This window comes from Porphyrobacter sp. THAI-01a, from assembly GCF_056868655.1.
Window position 1 is genome coordinate 1,563,838 of the sequence record NZ_CP180579.1, and the last position, 19,724, is coordinate 1,583,561.

Sequence of the window (19,724 nt, forward strand, 5' to 3'; positions counted from 1 at the left end):
AATTGCGTGTTAGCCCCCCGGCAAGCCCAAAGGGGTTGCGACAGGGACGGGACGGAATGGCGAGGCAAGCACTGATCGAACAAAGGCCGTGGCTGCTGGCGAGCATCGCCGCGGCGGTGGCCTACTACTTCCTGCGCGACAATCCGGTGGGCGAGGGCACCTGGGGCCTCCTCGCCAAGGGCGCTTCGGTCGGTCTTCTCGCGGTCTATTGCTGGGTCCGCGTGCCGTCGGACTGGCGCGGGCGCGACGGCATACTGCTGGTCGTGGCGCTGGCGCTGGCGGCGGCAGGCGACGTGGCGATCGAGCTCGATTTCCTGACCGGCGGTGCCTTCTTCGCCTCTGCCCACGTGGTGTCCGTGATCCTCTACCTGACCAACCGCCACCCGCGCCCCTCGCCAACCCAGAAGCTGATCGGGGCGGGCCTGCTGATCGGCACCCCGCTGGCCAGCTTCCTGCTGAGCGGGGCGGCCGAGGTCGCGCTCTATGGCGTCTTTCTGGGCGCGATGGGGAGCGCCGCCTGGATGAGCCACTATCCCCGCTATCGGGTCGGCACCGGGGCGGTGCTGTTCGTGGTGAGCGACTGGCTGATCTTCTCGCGCATGGGACCGATCAACCTCGCTCCGCTGCCCGATCTGCTGATCTGGCCGCTCTACTATGCCGGGCAGGTCATGATCGCCACGGGGATCGTGCAATGCCTGCGCGGAGAACAACCGGTCAGGTAGGGCAGGGCTTGCGGCGGGCCGCGAGGCGGGCGGCCTGCGGGCGTGGTATGACGGGGTCGGCCAAGTCCGAAAGGTGCCCCGTGATCGACCACATCGGCTTTTCCGTCAGCGATATCGCGCGCAGCCGTGCCTTCTACGATGCCGCACTTGCCCCGCTCGGTTTGGGCCTTGTCATGCACATGGGGCCGGATCGGACGGAAAGCGGCGGGACGGCGCTCGGCTACGGGCGCGAAGGCGAACCTTTCTTCTGGATCGGCGACAACGAGGCCGTAGGGGAGGGCACCCATGTGGCGCTCGCCGCCCCGAGCCGTGCCGCTGTGGATGCGTTCCACGCCGCAGCCCTCGGCGCCGGCGGCCGCGATCACGGCGCGCCGGGCCTGCGCGAGCATTACGGACCGGACTACTATGCCGCCTTCGTGCTCGATCCGGACGGGATCAACCTCGAGGCGGTCTGCCGGACGAAAGCCTAGCTTGCCGCCCCGCCGTCACCGTCTGCGGGCGCCGCAGCGTCCGCGCCATGCTCGTTCATCTCGGCAGCCACGGCTTCCTCGGCCGGGTTCTCCGGCTCCTCGGTCTCGTCGATCAGCGCCGCGCCGACGATGTGCTCGCCCTTGGCGACATCGAAGATGCGGATGCCCGACGAGCCGCGCCCCGAAATGCTGAAGCCCTTGAGGCTCTCGAAACCGCCGTCGATCAAGTGGCGGAAGTCGATCCCGAGCCGGATCAGCTTGGCTTGGTCGGTCACCAGCATCAGCTGCGAGCCGTGCTTGACGGGGAAGCTGGCGACCACGGGGCCATTGCGCTCCGGATTGCTCTCGGGCGTGCCGATATTGGTGATGCCTTGCCCGCCGCGCGACGTAGTGCGGTATTCGTAGGCCGAGGAGATCTTGCCATAGCCGTTGGCGGTGATGGTGAGGATGAATTCCTCGGCTTCCGCCATCGCTGCCTGCCGCTCGGCGGGCAGGCTCGGCTCGGCGCCGTTGTTCTTCCACGCCGCCGCGCGGACATAGGCCTCGCGGGTCTCGAGGTCGGCGGTGAGGGGTGCGAGCACCGCCATGCTGACCACCTTGCCGCCCTTCTTGAGGCTCATGCCGCGCACCCCGATGCCGGTGCGGCTCTTGGTCTCGCGCGCGTCGGTGGCGGAGAAGCGGATCGCCTTGCCGCTGTCGCTTGCGAGGAAGATCTGCTGGTCCTCGGTAAGCAGCTGCACGCCGATCAGCCGGTCGCCCGAACCCTCGACGAAGCCCATCGCATATTTGCCCGCCGTCGGGATGTTGGCGAAGGCATCCATCGAATTGCGCCGGACCATGCCCTGTTCGGTGGCGAAGACGATGTTGAGGTCGGCCCAGGAGGCCTCGTCCTCGGGCAGGGGCAGCACGTTGGTGACGCGCTCGTCCTCGCCCAGCGGGAGGAGGTTGACCATCGGGCGGCCCTTGGTCTGGGGGCCGCCTTCGGGAAGCTTCCAAACCTTCATGCGGTAGACGCGCCCGGTGTTGGTGAAGAACAGCACCGGGTTGTGGGTGCTGGTCACGAACAGCTCGACGACGGCATCCTCGTCCTTGGTTGCCATCCCGGAGCGGCCCTTGCCGCCGCGGGCTTGTGCCCGGAAGGTCGCGAGCGGGGTGCGCTTGATGTAGCCGCCGTGGGTGACGGTGACGACCATCTCCTCGCGCTCGATCAGGTCCTCGTCGTCGAGCCCGTCCCATGCGGGCGCGATCTCGGACAGGCGCGGGGTGGCGTAGGTCGCCTTGATCTCCTCGAGCTCGCCGCGCATCACCCCGTAGAGCTTCACCCGGTCGGCGAGGATCGAGAGATATTCCTCGATCGCGGCGGCAAGGCCCTTCAACTCGTCGCCGATCTCGTCCCGGCCGAGCGCGGTGAGGCGGTGGAGGCGCAGTTCGAGGATCGCCTTCACCTGCCGCTCCGACAGCTTGTAGGTGCCGCCGCTCTCGTCCGCGTTCGGTTCGATCGCTTCGACCAGACGGATATACTGCGCGATGTCGCCGATCGGCCATTCCTTGGCGAGCAGCCGCGCGCGGGCCTCGGCCGGGTTGCGGGCGGAGCGGATCATCGCCACCACCTCGTCGAGGTTCGAGACCGCGACCACGAGACCGAGCAACAGGTGCGCCCGCTCGCGCGCCTTGTTCAGTTCGAACTTGGTGCGGCGGGTGATAACTTCCTCGCGGAAGGCGATGAAGCTCTGCACGATGTCGCGCAGGGTCAGCACTTCCGGGCGCCCGCCGCGGATCGCCAGCATGTTGGCAGGGAAGCTCGACTGGGCAGGGGTGTGCCGCCAGATCTGGTTCAGCACTACTTCCGGTGTGGCGTCGCGCTTGAGGTCCACCACCACGCGCACACCCTCGCGCGAGCTCTCGTCGCGGATGTCGGCGATGCCCTCGATGCGCTTGTCCTTGGCAGCCTCGGCGATCTTCTCGACGAGGTTCGACTTGCCCACCTGGTAGGGGATCGAGGTGAAGACGATCGACTGGCGCTCGTTGCGGCCGCGCTCGATCTCGTGACGGCAGCGCATCAGGATCGACCCGCGGCCCGTGGTGTAGGCCATGCGCGCGCCGTGGGTGCCGAGGATCAGCGGCGCGGTCGGGAAGTCGGGGCCGGGGATGTAGCGGATCAGCTCTTCCGAGGTGATGTGCGGGTTCTGGATGAAGGCAAGGCACCCGTCGATCACTTCGCCGAGGTTGTGCGGCGGCACGTTGGTCGCCATGCCGACCGCGATCCCGCCCGCGCCGTTGACCAGCAGGTTGGGGAAGCGGGCAGGCAGGACGGCCGGTTCCCTGCGGCTGCCGTCGTAGTTGTCGGTGAAGTCGACCGTGTCCTTGTCGAGATCGTCGAGCAGCGAGTTCGCCACCCGCGCCAGACGCGCCTCGGTGTAGCGCATCGAGGCCGGCGGATCGGGGTCCATCGAGCCGAAATTGCCCTGACCGTCGATCAGCGGCACGCGCATCGACCAGGGCTGGGTCATGCGGGCGAGGGCATCGTAGATCGCCGCGTCGCCGTGCGGGTGGTAGTTGCCCATCACGTCGCCGACGATCTTGGCGCTCTTGCGATAGGGCCGCCCGGCGACGAAGCCGCCTTCCTGGCTGGCGAAGAGGATGCGGCGGTGCACCGGCTTCAAACCGTCGCGCACATCGGGCAGCGCGCGGCTGACGATCACGCTCATCGCATAGTCGAGATAGCTCGACTTCATCTCGTCGACGATGTCGATGCGGTCGAAGCCGCCCATGGGTGCGGGCGGGGTGGAATCGAGGATGTCGCTGTCGTCGCTCAAGGTCGGGGCCGTTTCTGCTTGTGTCTGGTGCCGCGTTCGGCGGGCCGGGCCATATCAGGGCCGGGGGGTTCCCACCATTTAGGCACATGACGGGGACTTCGCCACCACCCGGGCAGAACACAGCGGGAACGGGGTGTATTTTTCCACACTTGGAAGCCCCGGCCGCGCCATTCGCCGCGACGGCATTCAAAGCCCGTTCAGCACGGCGCGGCTAGCGGCAATTGCAAATCCCGCGCGAGCCGTTCAAAGGTCCGTCCGGATTCCGTCGCAGGGCGTGCTCCGGCAAGGGGCGCCCGGCTGCGCTACTTGTGGAGGATGCAGTGACCAATATGTCTTCGCCCCGTGCCTCGACCCGCCTCGCGCGCCAGCTTGCGCTGGCCATGGCGCTCGCCGGCGGCACCGCCGTGCTGGCCGTGCCGGGCTTTGCCGACGCGGCCTATGCCCAGAAAAAGAAGAAGGACGAGAAGGCCGACGCCGGCAAGCCGGTCTATTCGAAGGAATTCGTTGCGGCCTACCAGCCGATCGACACGGCCCTGCGCGCGCCGACGGCCGACCTCGCGGCGCTCAAGCCGCAGGTTCTCGCGCTCCTGCCGCTGGCCACCTCGCCCGACGAGCAGCTGGCGCTGGGCGGCATGATGTTCAACACGGGAATCAACGCCAAGGATCTGCCGCTGCAGTTCCAGGGCGTCGAGCTGATGCTGGCGAGCGGCAAGGTCAAGCCCGAGGAAACGGGCAAGTTCAACCTGGTCGCCTTCCAGATCGCCAACGAACTCAAGCAGTACGACAAGGCCCGCAGCTACCTCCAGAAGGCGATCGACCTCGGCTACAGTGCGCCGAACGTCTCGACCTCGGACCTGCAGATGAACATGGCCGAGCTCTACTTCTCGGAAGACCGCTTCACCGAGGGCCTCAAGTATCTGAGCGACGCGATCGCCGCGAAGAAGGCTGCCGGCCAGCCGGTCGACGTGCGCTGGTACAAGCGCGGCGTCTCGGTCGCCTACACGAACGAGATCGTCCCGCAGGTCTACGACTTCGTCCAGGCCTGGGTGAGCGATTACCCGACGCCGGAAAACTGGCGCGATGCCGTCAACCTCACCCGCAACCTCAACGAGTATGACGGCCCGGTGCTGCTCGACCTGCTGCGCCTCGGCAAGAAGGTCGGCACGCTGAAGGAAAAGAACGACTACATCTTCTACATCGAATCCGCCGACACGCGCCGCCTGCCGGTCGAGGTCAAGGCGGTGATCGAGGACGCCTATGCCACCGGCGTCATCCCCAAGGGCAGCGACAGCTGGGTCGAGGAGCAGTTCAAGACCGCCAGCGGTCTGATCGCCGAAGACCAGAAGGCCCTGCCGGTGCTCGAGCGTGACGCCAACGCGCCGACCGCGCGGCTGCGGACCGTGATCGCTGCGGGCGACACCTTCCTCAGCTACGGCGAATACGCCAAGGCCGCCGGCTTCTACGAGCGCAGCCTGACGATGCCCGAGGTCGACCGCAACCTTGCGCTCACCCGTCTGGGCATCGCACAGATCGGGGCCGGCGATGTCGCCGCGGCCCGCGCGACGCTCGCCAAGGTCGAAGGTCCGCGCGCGCCGATCGCGATGCTGTGGACCGCCTATGCCGAGCAGGCCGGCGGCGCCACGGGCGGCTGAACGTCCCCCGTTGCAGGTTGAAACAGGAAAGAGCGCCGGGCGGGCAACCGCTCCGGCGCTCTTTCCTTGCGCCGCCGTGCAGCACGGCTGCACACTTCGCAAGAATGGCACTTCCCCCGCGCTTGCGGGACAGCGCGTGCGCGCCTAAATGGCCCTCATGAACGACCTCTCCAGCCCGCCGCAGCCGGTCCCGTCCGAAGAGCGGCCCGCCCGCCAGCGCAAGCCCGACTGGATCCGTGTCCGCGCGCCGGTGAGCGAGGGCTACAACGAGACTCGCCGCCTGATGCGCGAGCTCAATCTCAACACCGTGTGTGAGGAAGCGGCCTGCCCGAACATCGGCGAGTGCTGGACCAAGAAGCACGCGACGGTGATGATCCTTGGCGATGTCTGCACGCGGGCCTGCGCCTTCTGCAACGTCAAGACGGGGATGCCGCGCGCGGTCGATCCCTTCGAGCCGGAGAACACCGCCATCGCCGCGGCGAAGATGGGGCTCGAGCACATCGTCATCACCAGCGTCGACCGCGACGACCTGCCCGACGGCGGGGCCTCGCAGTTCGTCAAGGTGATCGAGGCGCTGCGCCGCACCACGCCGAACACCACGATCGAGATTCTCACCCCCGACTTCCGCGGCAAGATGCGCCGCGCGGTGGAGATGATCTGCGAGGCAGGGCCGGACGTCTACAACCACAACCTCGAGACCGTGCCCCGGCTCTACCCCACGATCCGCCCCGGCGCGCGCTACTATGCCTCGCTCCGGCTGCTCGAGGAGGTGAAGGCGCACAACCCGCTGATCTTCACCAAGTCGGGCATCATGCTCGGCCTCGGCGAGCAGCGGCTCGAGGTGCACCAGGTGATGGACGACATGCGCAGCGCAGAGGTCGATTTCATCACCATGGGACAATATCTCCAGCCGACGCCCAAGCACGCCAAGGTCGAGGAATTCGTCACGCCCAAGGCCTTTGCCGCCTATGGCGCGATCGCGCGGGCCAAGGGGTTCCTCCAGGTCGCCTCCAGCCCGCTGACCCGGTCGAGCTATCACGCGGGCGATGATTTCGCGAAGATGCGCGCCGCCCGCGAGGAGAAGCTCGCGCGCGAAGCGGCGCGTTCGGGGGCCAAGGCGTAAGGCCAGATGCCCGGCATACGCGAGACCCGCCGCCTGCCCTACAGCGCCGAGCAGATGTTCGATCTGGTCGCCGATGTCGGTCGCTATGGCGAGTTCCTGCCCTGGGTGATCGCCACCCGCGTTCGCAGCAATTCGGAAACCGAGATGGTCGCCGACATGGTGGTGGGCTTCAAGGCGATCCGCGAGAGCTTCACCTCGCGCGTGAAGAAGGATCGACCGCGCGAGATCGACGTCCACTATGTCGACGGTCCGCTCAGCGATCTCGACAATGTCTGGACCTTCCGCGCGGTGGACGATCACACCTGCGAGATCGATTTCCTCGTCGACTTCACCTTCAAGAACCGCCTGTTCGAACGGATCGCGGGGCAGTATTTCGACAAGGCCTTCCGCAAGATGGTCGAGGCCTTCGAGGCACGCGCGGCGCAGCTTTACGGCAGCAGCAGTTCGAGCGCGCAGAGCGTCGCCTGACGGCGGATCTCGGCCCGGCCGCCGGGGCCATCTCCGCCCTCGAAGAACCTGAGCTCGCCCTCCGGCTCGCCGACCGAATTGCGCACAACGCGGGCGAGGACAACCGTTCCCACCGGCTTGAGCGCCGTGCCGCCGCCCGGGCCGGCAACCCCGCTGATCGCCACCGCAACATCGGCTTTCGACCGCTCCAGCGCGCCCCTGGCCATCGCCCAGGCGCAGGCAATCGAGACCGCGCCGAAGGTCTCGATGATGTCGCGCGAGACGCCGAGCATCTCCATCTTCGCTTCGTTCGAATAGGTCACGAAGCCGCGGTCTAGCACCGCAGAAGAGCCTGCGATCTCGGTGATTGCCCCCGCCACCAGCCCGCCAGTGCAGCTTTCCGCCGTGGCGAGCTTGCGCCCGAGCGCGGTGTTCTCTGCCACTACGCGCTCGGCAAGGGCGGCGATATCGTCGGGCAGGAGCGCGTTCGGCATGGCGCTTAACGGGCCGCGCGCGCCGGAGCGGGAGCGGTGCAGACGGGCGGGTTCTTGAGATCGGCAAGCTCGACCACGAAGGCGATCAGCCCGCCGACATTCTCGCTCGGCAGGGGGCTCAGGAGTTCCAGCCCGCGCTCGATCTTGCCGCAGCTGTCGCCCTTGATCTGCTCGGCGATCATCTGGCCGACGAGCGCATCGACGAAGGGCCGCAGCGAGTCTTCCGGCATGGCCGAGAGCGTCGCCTTCATGTCCATGCCGCTGGCCTCGCCCGCTGCGGCGTCCTGCTCCATGAAGGTCTTCAGGAAGCGGAAGGCGCCGGGCCATGCCTTGCTCTGCCCGGCGCGAAAGGGGGCGATGTAGCTCTCGCCCCGGCGTGCCATGAAGCCGTTTGCGGACAGGCGGTTGGCGCAGGAGGTGCGCGCGGCGTCATAGGCGATAGGCATGGCGTAGACCACCGCATCCGACAGGTCGGCAGGGGCGACACAGGCCTGTTGCTGGGCCTGCGCGGTGTGCGCCGTTGCAAGGGCGGCGAGCGCGAGGGCGGGGGCGATCATCCGGTGGGTCATGGCGGGGCTCCTCAAGCGGTGCGGGTGACAAGGACGATGGCTTGGGCGGCGATCCCTTCGCCGCGGCCGGTGAAGCCGAGTTTTTCGGTGGTGGTGGCCTTGATGCTGACGGCGCTCTCGGCAAGCCCCATCAGGCGCGCAACCTCGGCACGCATCGCGGGGCGGTGGGGGCCGATCTTGGGCGCCTCGCAAATGAGCGTGAGGTCGACATTGGCGATGGCATAGCCCGCGCCGCGCGCGAGGCCCACCGCGTGTTCGAGGAACTGCCCCGAGCGCGCCCCGCGCCATTGCGGGTCGCTGGGCGGGAAATGGGTGCCGATGTCGCCTTCGCCCACGGCGCCGAGCACCGCGTCGGTAATGGCGTGGAGCGCGACGTCGGCGTCGGAGTGGCCGGCAAGGCCCTTGTCGTGGGGGATCTGCACCCCGCCGAGCCAGAGCTCCTCGCCTTCCTGGAGCCGGTGGACGTCGAAGCCCTGGCCGATGCGGAAGGCGGGGAGGGTGGTCTGGTCCATGAGGTCCTCGGCAAAGGTGATCTTCTTCAGGCGCTCGTCCCCATCCACCAGCGCGACTGAACCCTTGCTGGCTGTCAGCACCTGGGCATCGTCGCCCGCGTCGGTCGGGCCTTCCCAAGCGCGGTGGGCGGCGAGGATCTCGGGGTAGCGGAAGGCCTGCGGGGTCTGGACCCGGCGCAGCGCCTCGCGGGTTGCCTTTCCGGCCATGACACCGCCTTCGCCTGCCACCGCGAGACTGTCGACCACCGGCAGCACGGGGATCGCGCCCGGGTGCTCCTCCAGCGCCGACAGCAGGCGGGCGATCACCTCGCGTGGCAGGTGAGGCCGCGCCGCGTCGTGGATCAGGACACGGGCAGGCGCGCGCTCCGCCAGCGCCTCCAGCCCGGCGCGCACCGAGTCCTGCCGGGTCGCTCCGCCGGGGACGAACACGATGCCCGCAATCCCCGCCAGCGCCGCTTCGGCCTCGGCTAGGGTCTCGGGTGCGATCACCGTTACGATCATGTCCGCACCCGCGTGTGCGAGTGCCTCGATAGACCACCGGATCACCTGCTTGCCGTTCAGGTTTATGAATTGCTTGGGCTTATCCCCGCCAACGCGCAGGCCCTTGCCTGCCGCCACCACGATCGCTGCGAAGGGAGGGAGGGGGGCGGGACCGGGCATCGGGACCTTCGCTTAGGCACTGGACGGCCTTTCGGCAATCCACTATGCGCCTGCCCATATTTTAGGCAATGCCCCCGACATGACCACGCTTCCCCCTCCGCCGCCCTTGAAGCCGATCGCCATCGGCCCGGTCACCGTGGCCGAGCCCGTCGTGCTCGCGCCGATGACCGGCGTCACCGACATGCCGTTCCGCACGCTGGTGCGGCGCTACGGCTCGGGGCTCAACGTCACCGAGATGGTGGCGAGCGAGGCAGCGATCCGCGAGACGCGGGTCAGCACGCAGAAGACCGCGTGGGACCGGATCGAGGAGCCGGTCTCGATGCAGCTGGTCGGCTGCGACCCCGCCAGCATGGCCGAGGCGGCGAAGATCCAGGAAGGCAACGGCGCCGCGATCATCGACATCAATTTCGGCTGTCCGGTCCGCAAGGTCGTCGGCCAGTTCGCCGGCTCCGCTCTCATGCGCGAGGTGCCGCTCGCGGTCAGGCTAATGGAAGCGACGGTCAAGGCGGTGAAGGTGCCCGTCACCGTCAAGATGCGCATGGGCTGGGACCACAACAGCCTCAACGCGCCCGAGCTTGCCCGCATGGCGGAAGACCTCGGCGTGCAGATGATCACCGTCCACGGCCGCACCCGCAACCAGATGTACAAGGGGAGCGCCGACTGGGCCTTCGTGCGCAAGGTCAAGGAAGCGGTGAACATCCCCGTCATCGTCAACGGCGACATCTGCACCATCGACGACGCCGCCAAGGCCCTGGAGCAATCGGGCGCCGACGGGCTGATGATCGGGCGCGGTGCCTACGGCAAGCCGTGGCTTCTCGGGCAGGTGATGCACTGGTGGCGCACCGGCGAGGCCCGCGCCACCCCGGGTATGGACGAGCAATATGCCCTCGTCGTCGAGCACTACAACCGGATGCTCGACCACTATGGCCGCGACACCGGCGTGAAGATGGCGCGGAAGCACCTCGGTTGGTACACCAAGGGGCTGCATGGCTCAGCCGAGTTCCGCAACCAGGTCAACTTCATCGACGATGCCGACCAGGTCCTCGGCGAACTCGAGCGGTTCTACGCCCCCTTCCTGATGCAGCAGGCCGCCTGAGCGTGGCCAGCATTCCCGCTGAGCCGCAGTCCGAGGCCAGGCCCGATGCCCGCGCGCAGCTTGCCGGGCTGATCTTCGCCGTGGTTCTGGTCGATGCCGAGGGCTGCATCGCCGAGGTGAACCATGCCGCCGAAGACCTGCTCGGCACCAGCGCGGTGCGCCTCGTCGGCACCCGGCTGACCGACCGCATCGGCCCGCTCGATCCCCGCGTCGAGGCGCGGCTGCTCGCGGGTGACGAGGCGCTGGTGGCGCGCGATCAGGCGATCCGCAGCGGTGCGCAGGAGGTCCGCGTCAACATCACCGCCTCGCCGCTCGGCGGCTACCCGGGGTGGCGGGTGGTGACGCTCTCGCAGATCGGCCATGACGAGTCGGCAGGTCCAGCCGGCGGGGAGGCGATGCTGGGCGCGCCGGCGGTGCTGGCGCACGAGATCAAGAACCCGCTCGCCGCGATCCGCGGGGCGGGGCAATTGGTCGCGCGCAAGCTCCCCCACGCCGACAAGAAGCTGGCGCGAATGATCACCGACGAGGTCGACCGGATCGCCCGGCTGATCGACCGGATGCAGCAGCTGGGCAGCACCCGCACCGGCCCCGTGGAGGCCTGCAACCCGCACGAGGCGATCCGGGCTGCGGTCGCCACGATGCGCGCCGCGGGCAGCGCGCTCGGCGAGGTAGAGATCCGCGAGGAGTTCGATCCCTCGCTCCCACCCGTGCTCGCCAACCGCGACGCGCTGGAGCAGGTGCTGATCAATCTCGTCTCGAACGCCCGCGACGCCGCCCTGGGACCGGGCGGTCCCGGCGCGGGCGGCGGGGTGGTGACCGTCCAGACCCGCTTTGTCAGCGGCCTCGCCTTCAGCGCCATCCGCAACGGGCGCGCCGTGCCCCTGCCGATCGAGATCACGGTCTCCGACAACGGGGGAGGCATCGATCCGGCCCTGCGCGATCACGTGTTCGAGCCCTTCGTCTCGTCCAAGCCCTCGGGGCAGGGCCTCGGCCTGTCGCTGGTGCGCAAGCTGGTGCGCGACATGAACGGCAACGTCAGCCACGATCGCGATGCCCGTGCAGGGCTCACCCATTTCCGCCTGCACCTGCCGCAGGCGCCGGACGAGGTCTGAGAGGATGCCGACCTCGCGCCCGATCCTGCTGGTGGAAGATGACGCCGCGATCGCCACGGTGATCATCGCCGCGCTCGAGGACGAGGGCTTCACCATCGTCCATTGCACAGGCATCGCCGCCCGCGACCGCCAGCTCGATCAGCGACGCTTCGGGGTAATGCTGACCGACGTGATCCTCGAGGACGGCGATGGCCTTGCCAGCCTCGCCGCGGTGCGCGAGCGCGCGCCGGACATGCCGGTGATCGTGCTCTCGGCCCAGAATACGCTCGATACGGCGGTGCGCGCCAGCGAGAGCGACGCCTTCGAATATTTCCCCAAGCCCTTCGATCTCGACGAGCTGGTGCAGGCGGTGCGGCAGGCGGCCGGATCGCGCGCGCCTGCGGGCGAGGAGGCCGGTGCCGCGATCCCGGGCGAGGGCGAGCGGATGCCGCTGGTCGGGCGCAGTCCGGCGATGCAGGGCGTCTACCGCATGATCACGCGGGTGCTGCGCAATGACCTCACCGTGCTGATCACCGGCGAGAGCGGCACCGGCAAGGAGCTGGTGGCCGAGGCGATCCACGAATTGGGCAACCGCCGCACCGGGCCCTTCGTCGCGGTCAACACCGCCGCGATCCCTGCCGACCTTATCGAAAGCGAGCTGTTCGGCCACGAAAAGGGCGCCTTCACCGGGGCCATCGCCCAGGCGATCGGCAAGTTCGAGCAGGCCAATGGCGGCACCCTGTTCCTCGACGAGATCGGCGACATGCCCGCCGAGGCCCAGACCCGTCTTCTGCGAGCGCTGCAATCCGGGCGCATCCGGCGTGTGGGCGGGCGGCAGGAAATCGCGGTCAACGTGCGGATCATCGCCGCAACCCACCGCGACCTCACGCCGATGATCGCGGCGGGCACCTTCCGCGAGGACCTGTTCTACCGCCTTAACGTCGTGCCGATCGTGCTGCCCCCCTTGCGCGAGCGGCGCGAGGACATCGCCGCGCTGGCCCAGCACTTCCTCGTGCAGGCGGCGGAAGACGGCCTGCCGCGCCGCGTGCTGAGCGCCGAGGCACTCGAACGGCTCGAGCAGCGCACCTGGCGCGGCAACGTGCGCGAACTGCGCAACGTCGTCTACCGCCTTGCGCTGATGGCGCGCGAGGAGCGGATCGACGCCGAGAGCGTGGGCGACATCATCGGCCCCGAGATCACCCCGGCGAGCGTTCCGGGCGAGGGCGGGCAGGGCGGCTTCGGCGCGGCGCTGGCGGGCTGGCTCACGGCCGAGAGCCCACCGCCCGGCAGCCTCTACCACCGCGCGCTTGCCGCCTTCGAGAAGCCGCTGATCGAATATGCGCTCGGCCGCACCGGCGGCAACCAGCTGCGAGCGGCGCAATTGCTGGGGATCAACCGCAACACGCTGCGCAAGCGGATCGGCGAGCTGGGTCTCGAGCCGGAGCGGTTCTCGCCCTCCTGACCGGCGCAAGCGCGGCACGTCATGGCGCATGACTGCGACATTTTCGCGGTTTCATCTTGCATCTTTGCCACACCATTGTTGTAAAGCGGCAACGATGGAGCAGTTGCCGCCCAAAGCACCGAGCCTCGCCTTCCGTCAGCCGCCGCGCTGGTGGCGGCGCTTCATGCTGGCTGCGCGACGGGCGAACCTGTTCCTCTGGCTGGAGGGCGGGGCGGTCGTGGCGCTGGTCGCGGCGGTGTTCGCCACCTGGTCGGCCTACAGCCGCACCGGCAGGCCCGACGATCTGCTCCCGACGATGCAGGTCTCGCTGCTGTTGATGGCGACGCTGGTGCCGGCGATGACGCTGCTGGTGTTGATCGGCCGCCGCTTGGCGCTGCGCCGCGCGGCGGGAAGCACCGCGCGGCTGCACGTGCGCCTTGTTTTCTTCTTTTCGATGGTCGCCGCCGTGCCGACGCTGCTGGTGGCGGCGTTTGCCGCCTTCCTGTTCCAGACCGGCGTCGACTTCTGGTTCTCCGACGAATCCCGCGGGCTGATGCAGAATGCCAATGCCTTGGCGCAGAACTATTACGACGCCAACCAGCGCAACGTCGAACAGAACACCATCACCATGGCGACCGACATGCGCGAGACCCTTGCGCGGGTGCCGATCACCGATCCGGACTTTCCCGATTTCTATGCCTATCAGGCCCAGGCCCGCGAGATTTCCGAAAGTGCAATCCTGCAGCGGATGCCCGACGGCTCGTTCCGCACCGCCGCCGCCCTCAACCTCACCAAGGACAACAGCCCGCTCGCCTTCACCCGCGAGGCCCTGCCGCGGCTCGATGGGGGTGAGTTCGCCGTCGTGATCGGCAGCCCCGAAAGGATCGAGGCGCTGGTGCCGATCGACGCGCAGACCGGCGTCTATCTCTACAACGCCCGCACCACCGAGGAGACGATGTTCAACTCGTGGTCGCGCGCGCAGTCGATCGTGACCGCCTATGACCGGCTGACCGGCAGCGCGCGCACGCTCCAGCTGCGCTTCAACATCGCGCTGGTGGCGGTGAGCCTCCTGCTGGTGGGCCTCGCGATCTGGTTCGGCCTGCGCTTCGCCGACCGGCAGGTCGAGCCGCTCACCGACCTCGTCGGCGCGGCGCGCAAGGTGGGGCAGGGGAACTTCGCCCTGCGCCTCGAGGGGCGCACCGGCGCGGACGAGATCGGCCTTCTGAACCGCGCCTTCAACCGCATGACCGCGCAGCTCGAGAAGCAGACCCAGGCCCTCGTCAGCGCCAACCGCCAGATCGACGACCGCCGCGCCTTCACCGAGGCGGTGCTCGAATCGGTAACGGCGGGCGTGGTGTCGGTCGATGCGGAGGGACGCGTGACCTTGATGAACTCGTCGGCCCAGGCCCTGCTGGCCCCCGAAGGCGCGGCGAGCATGATTGGCGAGGCGCTCGAGGCGCTCTCCCCCGAACTGGTGCGCGTGATCGGCGAGGGCAAGGAACGCGCGGTCGTGACTCACGCCAAGGGCACGGAGCTGCTCACCCTCGCGGTGAAGGTCGCACCCGGCAGCAGCGGGGGCCACGTGATCACCTTCGAGGACATCACCCGCCAGTTGCTCGACCAGCGCCAGGCCGCATGGTCCGACGTCGCCCGCCGGATCGCCCACGAGATCAAGAACCCGCTCACCCCGATCCAGCTCGCGACCGAGCGCCTCAAGCGCCGCTACCGCACCAGCGTCGAGGGCGAGGACCGCGAGCTGTTCGACGAGCTCACCAGCACCATCGTCCGCCAGGTGGGCGATCTCAGAAAGATGGTCGACGAGTTCTCCTCCTTCGCGCGCCTGCCCAAGCCGGTGTTCCGCGACGAGGACGCGCTCGATCTCGTGCGGCAGGCGGTGTTCCTGCAGGAGGTCGCCCATTCGGGGATCGCGTTCAGCGTGTCCTCCTCGGAGCTCGTCGACCGCGAGGTGCGCTGCGACCGGCACCAGTTCGGCCAGGCCATGACCAACGTGCTCAAGAACGCGGTCGAGGCGGTCGAGGCGCGCGCCGCCGATGCCAAGGGCGCCTTCGCCGGCGAGATCGCGGTCACACTGCGCGATGCAGGCGAGGCGATCGTCGTCACCATCGAGGACAACGGCATCGGCCTGCCCGCCGATCGCGAGCGCATCACCGAACCCTATGTGACCACGCGCGAGAAAGGCACCGGCCTCGGCCTCGCGATCGTCAACAAGATCGTCGACGAGCATGGCGGCGACATGAGCTTTGCCAGCGCGGCCAGCGGCGGCACGCGCGTCACCCTGCGCTTCGCCCGCAATCCCAACCCAATTGAAGGCGCCCCGGCATGAGGACGCTTTCGGTTTTTCCAGACCCGCCAAACGAAGGACCCGCCTGATGGCCCTCGAAATCCTGATCGTCGACGACGAACGCGACATCCGCGAACTGGTGGCCGGCGTGCTCGGCGACGAAGGCTATGCCTGCCGCACCGCCGCCGACAGCAACGAGGCGATCGCCGCGATCGACGAGCGGCGGCCCTCGCTGGTGCTGCTCGACGTGTGGCTGCACGGCAGCCCGATGGACGGGCTCGAACTGCTTGATGCGATCAAGACGCGCGAGCCGAACCTGCCGGTGATCATCTTCTCGGGCCACGGCAATATCGACACCGCGGTCGCCGCGGTCGGGCGGGGCGCGATGGACTTCATCGAGAAGCCGTTCGAGGCCGAGCGCCTGCTGCTGCTGGTCGAACGCGCGACCGAGACGGAGCGCCTGCGCCGCGAGAACAGCCGCCTGCGCGAAGGCAGCTGGGGAAGCGCCGAGTTCACCGGCAATTCGCCCGCGATCAACGCGGTGCGCGCGACCCTGAAGCGCGTCGCCAGCACCGGCAGCCGCGTGCTGATCTCCGGCCCGGCGGGCGCGGGCAAGGAAGTCGCCGCGCGTCTGCTCCATGCCTGGAGCGCACGGGCGAACGGTGCCTTCGTGCTGGTCAATTCGGCGCGGATCACCCCCGAACGCTTCGAGCAGGAACTGTTCGGCGAGGAAGTGAACGGCAAGCAGGTGCGCCCGGGCCTGCTCGAACTGGCCGACGGCGGCACGCTCTATCTCGACGAGATCGCCGACATGCCGCTGTCCACCCAGGCCCGCATCCTGCGCGTGCTGACCGACCAGAGTTTCGTGCGCGTCGGCGGCACGCGGCAGATCGGGGTGGACGTCCGGGTCGTCTCCTCCACCACCCGCGACCTCACCGTGGAAATGGCCGAGAAGCGGTTCCGCGAGGACCTGTTCTACCGCCTCAACGTGGTGCCGGTGACGATCCCCTCGCTCGCCCAGCGCCGGGAGGACATTCCCGCGCTCGCCGAGCATTTCTTCACCCGCTATTCGAACGATCAGGGGCTCGCTCCGCCGGAAATCTCCTCCGAGGCGATGGCCGCGCTCCAGGCCTATGACTGGCCGGGCAATGTCCGCCAGCTGCGCAACGTCGTCGAGCGCACCATCATCATGACCCCGCGCGACAGGCTCGGCACGGTCGAGCCCGACATGCTGCCGCCCGAGATCATTGGTGGCCAGATCGGCCTTGCCAGCGACAGCCTCTCGGCGATCATGGGCGTGCCGCTGCGCGAGGCGCGGGTGAGCTTCGAGCGCGAATATCTCTCGATCCAGATCCGCCGCTTCTCCGGCAACATCTCCAAGACCGCGAGCTTCATCGGCATGGAACGCTCGGCGCTGCACCGCAAGCTGAAGCTGCTGGGCATGGCCGACCGCCGCGACGGGGAGGAATAGGCCGGGCGCGGGCCGCGGCAATTTTGGGCAAAATCAATTCTTGTCGCCGGGCGGCGCAGTCGCCATTATGGCGCAAGAAGGGTTGCCGTTCCCCGAGCTTGCGGCAGCCTGACCAACGCGGACCGCAACATCGGCCGCCAAGAACAGGAGCCAAGACCATGTCCAGCGGGCGAACGCTCTCCCCACGTCCGATTCCCCGCCCGGCAGCGCCCGAACAGGCCGAAGGCAAGGGCGGCGGTTCCGCCGTCCGGCTGAGCGGCAATCTTCAGGACGCCTTCCTCAACCTGCTGCGCAAGAACAAGATTCCCGTCACCATGTTCCTGGTGAAGGGCGTCAAGCTGCAGGGTATCGTCACCTGGTTCGACAATTTCTCGATCCTGCTGCGCCGCGACGGTCAGTCGCAGCTTGTCTACAAGCACGCGATCAGCACGATCATGCCCGGCCAGTCGCTCGATCCGGCGCAGTTCGGCAGCCAGGCCGGGGGGCGCAAGCAGAAGCTGCTGCAGGACGTGTTCCTCAGCCGCGTCGCCGAGGCCGAGGTTCAGGTCACGATGTTCCTGGTGAACGGTGTGATGCTCCAGGGGCGGATTGCCGCCTACGACCTGTTCTGTATGCTGCTCGAACGCGACGGCGCGGTGCAGCTTGCCTACAAGCATGCCGTCTCGACCATTCAGCCCGCCAGCCCCGTCGACCTCAGCGTCGATGACGAGGATGGCGACGACGACGGGACCGACGACTGAGCTTCGACAGCGATCTTCAGGATGAGGTGACCCGCGGGGCGCGGGCCCTTGTGCTGTGCCCGGACATCCGCGCGCTGCGCTACGATCTCGACGCGGCCGAGCGGCTCGCCGAGGCCGAGGGGCTGGCGCTCGCGATCGGGGTGGTGATCGCGCATTCGGCGGTGCTGCCGGTGCGGCAGATGCAGCCCAACACCCTGTTCGGCTCGGGCCAGGTCGAGAACATCGCGATCTGGTGCGAACAGCACGAGGCCGAGCTGGTGATCGTCGACGGCGCGCTGACCCCGATCCAGCAGCGCAACCTGGAAGACCGGCTCAAGCGGAAGGTTATCGACCGGACCGGACTGATCCTCGAGATCTTCGGCGAACGCGCGGCGACCGCCGAGGGCCGCTTGCAGGTCGAACTCGCGCATCTGGACTACCAGCAGAGCCGTCTTGTGCGCAGCTGGACCCACCTCGAACGCCAGCGGGGCGGCTTCGGCTTCCTCGGCGGGCCGGGGGAAACCCAGATCGAGGCGGACCGGCGGATGATCCGCCAGCGCATGGGCCGCCTGCGCCGCGAGCTCGAACAGGTGAGGAAGACCCGCGCGCTTCACCGCGACCGGCGGGGTAGGGCACCCTGGCCGGTGGTGGCCCTCGTGGGCTATACCAACGCGGGCAAGTCGACGCTGTTCAACCGCCTGACCGGCGCCGAGGTGATGGCCGAGGACCTGCTCTTCGCCACGCTCGACCCGACGATGCGGGCGATCCGGTTGCCTGGTGTGGAGAAGGCGATCCTCTCCGACACCGTGGGCTTCATCTCCGACCTGCCGACACAGCTGGTTGCGGCCTTCCGCGCCACCCTCGAAGAGGTGACCGCAGCGGATGTGATCTGCCACGTGCGCGACATGGCCAATCCCTCTCACGCAGCGCAGAAGAAACAGGTGCTCGAGGTGCTGGCCGATCTCGGCGTGGTCGATCCGGAGACCGGGACAAGCTCGATCCCGATCCTCGAAGTCTGGAACAAGTGTGACCTGCTTGATGCTGAAAATCTTGCGGAATTGCGCGAGGCGGCAGAGGGGCAGGGGGCGGTGATCCTGTCCGCCGCGACCGGGCAGGGCGTGGAAGTGCTCGAGGCTGAACTCGCCCGGTTGCTGACGGGAGGCGCGCGCGAGGTCAGCTTCGTGCTGCCGGTGAGCGATGGCCGCCGGCTTGCGTGGCTCCACGCCCATGGCGAGGTGCTCGCCGACGAGGATGCAGGCGAAAGCGGGGACGGTCCGATGCGGCGCGTGACGGTGCGGCTCAATCCAAAGGAGCTAGGCCAATTCGCCAGTCTTTCCTGAAGCCTAGCCCTGCTTCTTGACCTGCTGCCAGAGGTCTTCCTGAGCCTCGAGGGTCAGGGTGGCAAAGGTCTCCGGACCCACCAGCTGCTCCATCGCCCGGAAGCGCGCCTCGAATTTCGCATTGGCCGCGCGCAGCGCATCCTCGGCGGCGATGCCATGAGCGCGCACGAAATTGACTGCGGCGAACAGCAGGTCGCCGGCTTCCTCAAGCTTGGCCGCGTCCGAGGTGGCGGACTTGAGCTCCTCTATTTCCTCGGCAATCTTGGCTTCCGAGCCCGACGGGTCCGGCCAGTCGAACCCCGTGCGCGCGGCGCGCTTCTGGAGCTTCTCGGCTCGCATCAGCGCGGGTAGCGCGAGGGCGACACCGTCAAGCGCGCTGGCCACGCCCTTCGATGCGCGCTCGCTGGCCTTGATGTCCTCCCAGCGCGCTTCGTCCATCGTGCCGCTTTCGGTGCCGAAGATGTGCGGATGGCGCGCTTCCATCTTGCCGCTGATCGTTGCTGCCACGTCGTCGAAGGCGAAGTGTCCGGCTTCCTCGGCCATCCGCGCGTGGAAGACTACCTGGAGCAGCAGATCGCCGAGTTCTTCCTTCAAATCCGCCATGTCGCCGCGGGCGATCGCGTCGGCGACCTCGTAGGCTTCCTCGATCGTGTAAGGGGCGATGCTCGCGAAATCCTGCGCGAGATCCCATTCGCAGCCATGTTCGCGATCGCGCAGGCGGGCCATGATGCCGAGGAGGCGGGTGATGGGGGGCTGGTGCGGCGTCTCGCTCATCCGATCCTCAAGATGGATAATATAT

The 19,724-nt window shown here is 68.1% G+C and carries 17 protein-coding genes; 12 read left to right on the forward strand and 5 right to left on the reverse strand.

The window, feature by feature from the left end; all coding sequences use genetic code 11:
* Window positions 1-56 precede the first annotated feature (56 nt).
* The gene (locus ACMX37_RS07600) at window positions 57-722 is read left to right on the forward strand and encodes a lysoplasmalogenase family protein (RefSeq protein WP_483148240.1); all 666 of its coding nucleotides are present in this window, start codon (window positions 57-59) and stop codon (window positions 720-722) included.
* A gap of 47 nt (window positions 723-769) precedes the next feature.
* A complete protein-coding gene (locus ACMX37_RS07605) occupies window positions 770-1,192 on the forward strand; it encodes a VOC family protein (RefSeq protein WP_483148241.1) in 423 nt (140 codons plus the stop codon).
* Here the strand turns inward: ACMX37_RS07605 and gyrA are convergent.
* Complete coding sequence (gene gyrA / locus ACMX37_RS07610) at window positions 1,189-4,008, reverse strand: DNA gyrase subunit A (protein WP_483148242.1); 2,820 nt, start codon at window positions 4,006-4,008, stop codon at window positions 1,189-1,191. The genes ACMX37_RS07605 and gyrA overlap by 4 nt on opposite strands.
* A gap of 320 nt (window positions 4,009-4,328) precedes the next feature.
* Between gyrA and ACMX37_RS07615 the strand changes: the two genes are divergently transcribed.
* From ACMX37_RS07615 to ACMX37_RS07625, 3 genes are all read left to right on the forward strand, one after another.
* Window positions 4,329-5,660: a hypothetical protein gene (locus ACMX37_RS07615; protein WP_483148243.1), complete on the forward strand. Its 1,332-nt coding sequence runs from the start codon at window positions 4,329-4,331 to the stop codon at window positions 5,658-5,660.
* A gap of 157 nt (window positions 5,661-5,817) precedes the next feature.
* Window positions 5,818-6,783: a lipoyl synthase gene (gene lipA, locus ACMX37_RS07620; RefSeq protein WP_483148244.1), complete on the forward strand. Its 966-nt coding sequence runs from the start codon at window positions 5,818-5,820 to the stop codon at window positions 6,781-6,783.
* Between the two features lie 6 nt (window positions 6,784-6,789).
* Window positions 6,790-7,251 carry a type II toxin-antitoxin system RatA family toxin gene (locus ACMX37_RS07625; protein WP_483148245.1) on the forward strand — a complete coding sequence of 154 codons (462 nt, stop codon included), beginning with the start codon at window positions 6,790-6,792 and terminating at the stop codon, window positions 7,249-7,251.
* Here the strand turns inward: ACMX37_RS07625 and ACMX37_RS07630 are convergent.
* The 3 genes from ACMX37_RS07630 to ACMX37_RS07640 are packed head-to-tail and all read right to left on the reverse strand — an operon-like array spanning window position 7,212 to window position 9,465.
* On the reverse strand, window positions 7,212-7,724 hold the full coding sequence (locus ACMX37_RS07630; protein WP_483148246.1) for a CinA family protein: 513 nt from the start codon (window positions 7,722-7,724) through the stop codon (window positions 7,212-7,214). The genes ACMX37_RS07625 and ACMX37_RS07630 overlap by 40 nt on opposite strands.
* Window positions 7,725-7,729: 5 nt before the next feature.
* A complete protein-coding gene (locus tag ACMX37_RS07635; RefSeq protein WP_483148247.1) occupies window positions 7,730-8,293 on the reverse strand; it encodes a hypothetical protein in 564 nt (187 codons plus the stop codon).
* Between the two features lie 11 nt (window positions 8,294-8,304).
* Complete coding sequence (locus ACMX37_RS07640) at window positions 8,305-9,465, reverse strand: bifunctional 2-C-methyl-D-erythritol 4-phosphate cytidylyltransferase/2-C-methyl-D-erythritol 2,4-cyclodiphosphate synthase (RefSeq protein ID WP_483148248.1); 1,161 nt, start codon at window positions 9,463-9,465, stop codon at window positions 8,305-8,307.
* A 79-nt stretch (window positions 9,466-9,544) separates the two neighbouring features.
* On the opposite strand from ACMX37_RS07640, the gene dusB reads away from it, so the two are divergent.
* The 7 genes from dusB (at window position 9,545) to hflX (ending at window position 18,925) form a co-directional block, all read left to right on the forward strand.
* Complete coding sequence (gene dusB / locus ACMX37_RS07645; RefSeq protein WP_483148249.1) at window positions 9,545-10,561, forward strand: tRNA dihydrouridine synthase DusB; 1,017 nt, start codon at window positions 9,545-9,547, stop codon at window positions 10,559-10,561.
* 2 nt (window positions 10,562-10,563) lie between these two features.
* Window positions 10,564-11,673 carry a two-component system sensor histidine kinase NtrB gene (locus ACMX37_RS07650; protein WP_483148250.1) on the forward strand — a complete coding sequence of 370 codons (1,110 nt, stop codon included), beginning with the start codon at window positions 10,564-10,566 and terminating at the stop codon, window positions 11,671-11,673.
* 4 nt (window positions 11,674-11,677) lie between these two features.
* Window positions 11,678-13,114 carry a nitrogen regulation protein NR(I) gene (ntrC, locus tag ACMX37_RS07655; RefSeq protein WP_483148251.1) on the forward strand — a complete coding sequence of 479 codons (1,437 nt, stop codon included), beginning with the start codon at window positions 11,678-11,680 and terminating at the stop codon, window positions 13,112-13,114.
* A 94-nt stretch (window positions 13,115-13,208) separates the two neighbouring features.
* Window positions 13,209-15,437, forward strand: a complete 2,229-nt coding sequence (locus tag ACMX37_RS07660; protein ID WP_483148252.1) for a sensor histidine kinase — start codon at window positions 13,209-13,211, stop codon at window positions 15,435-15,437.
* Between the two features lie 46 nt (window positions 15,438-15,483).
* Window positions 15,484-16,866 carry a nitrogen assimilation response regulator NtrX gene (gene ntrX / locus ACMX37_RS07665; protein WP_088914356.1) on the forward strand — a complete coding sequence of 461 codons (1,383 nt, stop codon included), beginning with the start codon at window positions 15,484-15,486 and terminating at the stop codon, window positions 16,864-16,866.
* Between the two features lie 158 nt (window positions 16,867-17,024).
* Window positions 17,025-17,606 carry an RNA chaperone Hfq gene (hfq, locus tag ACMX37_RS07670; RefSeq protein WP_483148253.1) on the forward strand — a complete coding sequence of 194 codons (582 nt, stop codon included), beginning with the start codon at window positions 17,025-17,027 and terminating at the stop codon, window positions 17,604-17,606.
* A gap of 26 nt (window positions 17,607-17,632) precedes the next feature.
* Window positions 17,633-18,925 (forward strand): GTPase HflX, encoded by a 1,293-nt coding sequence (hflX, locus tag ACMX37_RS07675; RefSeq protein ID WP_483148254.1) that lies wholly within the window; start codon window positions 17,633-17,635, stop codon window positions 18,923-18,925.
* Between the two features lie 3 nt (window positions 18,926-18,928).
* On the opposite strand, the gene mazG is transcribed toward hflX, so the two are convergent.
* Entirely contained in the window at window positions 18,929-19,699 is a 771-nt protein-coding gene (gene mazG, locus ACMX37_RS07680; RefSeq protein ID WP_483148255.1) for a nucleoside triphosphate pyrophosphohydrolase, read from the reverse strand.
* Between the last annotated feature and the right edge of the window lie 25 nt (window positions 19,700-19,724).